This is a genomic window from Pseudomonas sp. P5_B2 (assembly GCF_056400445.1).
The window spans coordinates 1-3,148 of sequence record NZ_JBFULH010000476.1 but is presented as its reverse complement, the minus strand read 5'-3'; the positions used below and the strand labels follow the sequence as shown (position 1 = coordinate 3,148).

Genomic DNA, 3,148 nt, shown 5'->3' with positions numbered 1-3,148 from the left:
GATTACAAACTGGGTGACGACTCGGGGTTGAGTGATTTGCTGATGCCCGGCGTCAGCTACTCCTACCTTAAAAGCGACAACCGCATCGATCCGAGCCACGGCTACCGCCTGCAATTCGAATCCAAAGTGGCTAAAGAAGGCCTGGGTTCAGACAACAACCTGTTGTACGGCACCGCGTTGGTGAAAGGCCTGACCACGGTTTTCGAGAAACACCGGTTGCTGGGCCGGGTACAGGTCGGCGGCAGCGCCACCAATGGCTTCAAGTCAGTGCCGCCATCGTTGCGGTTTTTCGCCGGTGGCGATCAAAGCGTGCGCGGTTACGACTATCAAAGCCTGTCCCCGGAAAACTCCGAGGGCGACCGCATCGGCGGCCGTTACATGGTGGCGGCGAGCGCCGAATACCAATACTCCATCGCCGAAAAATGGCGGGTAGCGACCTTCGTTGACCAGGGCAACGCTTTTAACTCACTCGAAGTACCGAGCCTCAAGACCGGGGTGGGTGTCGGCCTGCGCTGGATCTCGCCGGTGGGGCCGCTGCGCCTCGATCTGGCCCACGCGCTGGATGACGACGGCGGCATTCGACTGCACTTTTCCATGGGGCCTGAGCTGTGAATCGTGGTTTGAAAATAACGCTGCTGGCAATTCTGGCGCTGCTGATGCTGGTGGTTGTTGCCGTCACCACGATATTAGGCTCCGCCACCGGCAGCCGTTGGGCGCTCGGTTTTGTGCCGGGCCTGAGCGTCGAAAACTTCCAGGGCCGTTTGGCCGGGCAGTGGAGTGCCGATCATCTGGTGTGGCAGCAGGACACCAGCCGGGTCGAGTTGAGCAAAGCGATTTTCGCCTGGTCGCCGCTGTGCCTGACACGCATGACGCTGTGCATCGAGCAACTGAAAGCCGATCAGGTCATCCTGCAATTTCCACCCGGTGCCGATGAAACAAGCAGCGGACCGATCAGCCTTCCAGACCTGATATTGCCGTTGGCCATAGAACTCGGCGATGTCCAGGTCGGCAGCCTGCTGTTCAACGGTAGCGAAGCGCTCAAAGGTCTGAAACTGGCGGCGCACTGGACGGCGCAGGGCTTGCAGATCGACTCGGTGAAATTGCAACGCGATGACCTGAGCCTGAACCTCTCCGGCCTGCTGCAACCCACCGGCAATTGGCCGCTCAAGGCTGAAGGCAACCTGACCCTGCCGGCTCCCGAACCTTGGGCGCTGGTGCTGAAAGTAGACGGCGACCTGCTGAAAACCCTGAACCTGAAAGCCGACAGCAGCGGTTACTTGAACGGGCAACTGACCGGTGAACTGCAACCGCTGGCGGACAACCTGCCGGCCAAGGTACGAATCACCGCCGACGGCTTCAAACCCGCCGTCGATTTGCCAGACACCTTGCAACTCAATCAACTGGAACTCACCGGCGACGGCGACCTGAAAAACGGTTACCAGTTGCTCGGCAAAGCCACGCTGCCCGCCGAGCAAGGCCCGGTCGCGTTGCTGCTGCAAGGCAAGGTCGACGCCAACGGCGCACAGATCGCCGGCCTGGACCTCACTGCCAACGACAAGCAAAGCCTCAAGGTCAGCGGCACCCTCGACTGGAGCAAAGGCCTGAGCGCCGATGCGAAAATCGACTGGCTGGATTTTCCGTGGCACCGCCTCTATCCGCTGATCGACGAACCGGACGTAGCGTTGCGCAGTTTCAATGGGGTCATCTCCTACACCGATGGAAAATACCTCGGCAGCTTCACTGCGGCGCTGGATGGCCCGGCCGGCGCATTCACCCTGAACAGCCCGTTCAGCGGCGATCTGAGCAAAATCTATCTGCAACAAATCCAGCTCCAGGCGGGGCAGGGCAAGGCCGACGGGCATTTGAACCTGCAGTTTTCCAACGGCATTGCCTGGGACACAGCGCTCGACCTGTCGGCGATCAACCCGGCGTACTGGGTGGCAGAATTGCCGGGCACGCTGGCCGGGCCGTTGCGCAGCAAAGGCGAGATGAAGAATGACAAACTCAGCCTCAATGCTGACCTCGATCTCAAAGGCAAACTGCGTGGGCAACCGGCTGTTATACAGGCCAAGGCTGATGGCGGCGGCGAGCAATGGAACCTCACTGCGCTGCAAATCCGCCTCGGCGAAAACAGCATCAACGGTAAGGGCAGCCTGCAACAGAAACTAGCCGGCCAGATCGATATCAAGATGCCGCGCCTGGCCCAGCTCTGGCCGCAACTGCGCGGTCAATTGAACGGTCGCATCGATGTCGCCGGCACGCTCAAGGCGCCGCAAGGCAAGCTCGGGCTGCAAGGCTCGCAACTGGTTTTCGATGACAATCGCCTGAAAAGCCTGAACCTCGACGCGACCCTCGACAGTGCGCAACGGGCGAACATCGACCTCAAGGGCGGCGGCATCCAGGCCGGTGATATGTCGCTGGGAATGCTGACCGCCAGCGGCCAAGGCGACATCAAAAACCAGAAACTCAGTCTTGACCTGCAAGGACCGCAATTAAAACTGGCCCTCGGCCTCGACGGTGCGCTGGACCAAGGCAACTGGCGTGGACGCCTGACCAGCGGTGACATCCAGACCGGCGGGCAAGACTGGAGACTGCAAGGCCCGGCGAAACTGGAACGGCTGGCGGATGGCAAAATCAACCTCGGCGCTCATTGCTGGATGTCCGGCCCGGCCAGCCTGTGCGGTGAAGACCAGCGTTTGATGCCGGAGCCGAAGCTGCGTTTTCACCTCAAGCAGTTCCCGATTGAAAGCCTGGCGCAGTGGCTACCGAAAGATTTCGCCTGGAAGGGCCGGCTCAACGCCGACCTGCAACTGGACCTGCCCGCCAGCGGTCCGAACGGCCTGATCAGTATCGACGCCAGCGGCGGCACGTTACGCATGAAGGAGAAGGACCAGTGGCTGGACTTCCCGTATCAGACGCTGAAACTCACCAGCAAACTCACACCGAAACGCATCGATACCGAGCTCAATTTCGCTGGCGGCAAGCTCGGCGAATTGATGGTCCAGGCGCAGCTCAATCCGTTGCCGAAAAACAAACCGCTGACCGGTTCATTCCGTTTGAGTGGGCTGGATCTGTCGGTGGCGCGGCCGTTTGTGCCAATGGTCGAAAAACTCACCGGGCGCTTGAACGGCAGTGGCACGATTTCCGG

At 60.5% G+C, this 3,148-nt stretch carries 2 protein-coding genes; both read left to right on the top strand.

Going from position 1 to position 3,148, the window contains the following annotated elements; all coding sequences use genetic code 11:
* Positions 1-612, top strand: a 612-nt coding sequence (locus AC1DRJ_RS22610) for an autotransporter assembly complex protein TamA (protein ID WP_477804103.1), incomplete at its 5' end; no start/stop codon positions are given.
* Positions 609-3,148: translocation/assembly module TamB domain-containing protein (locus AC1DRJ_RS22605; protein WP_477804102.1), on the top strand; the 2,540-nt coding region annotated here is incomplete at its 3' end. The genes AC1DRJ_RS22610 and AC1DRJ_RS22605, both read left to right, overlap by 4 nt.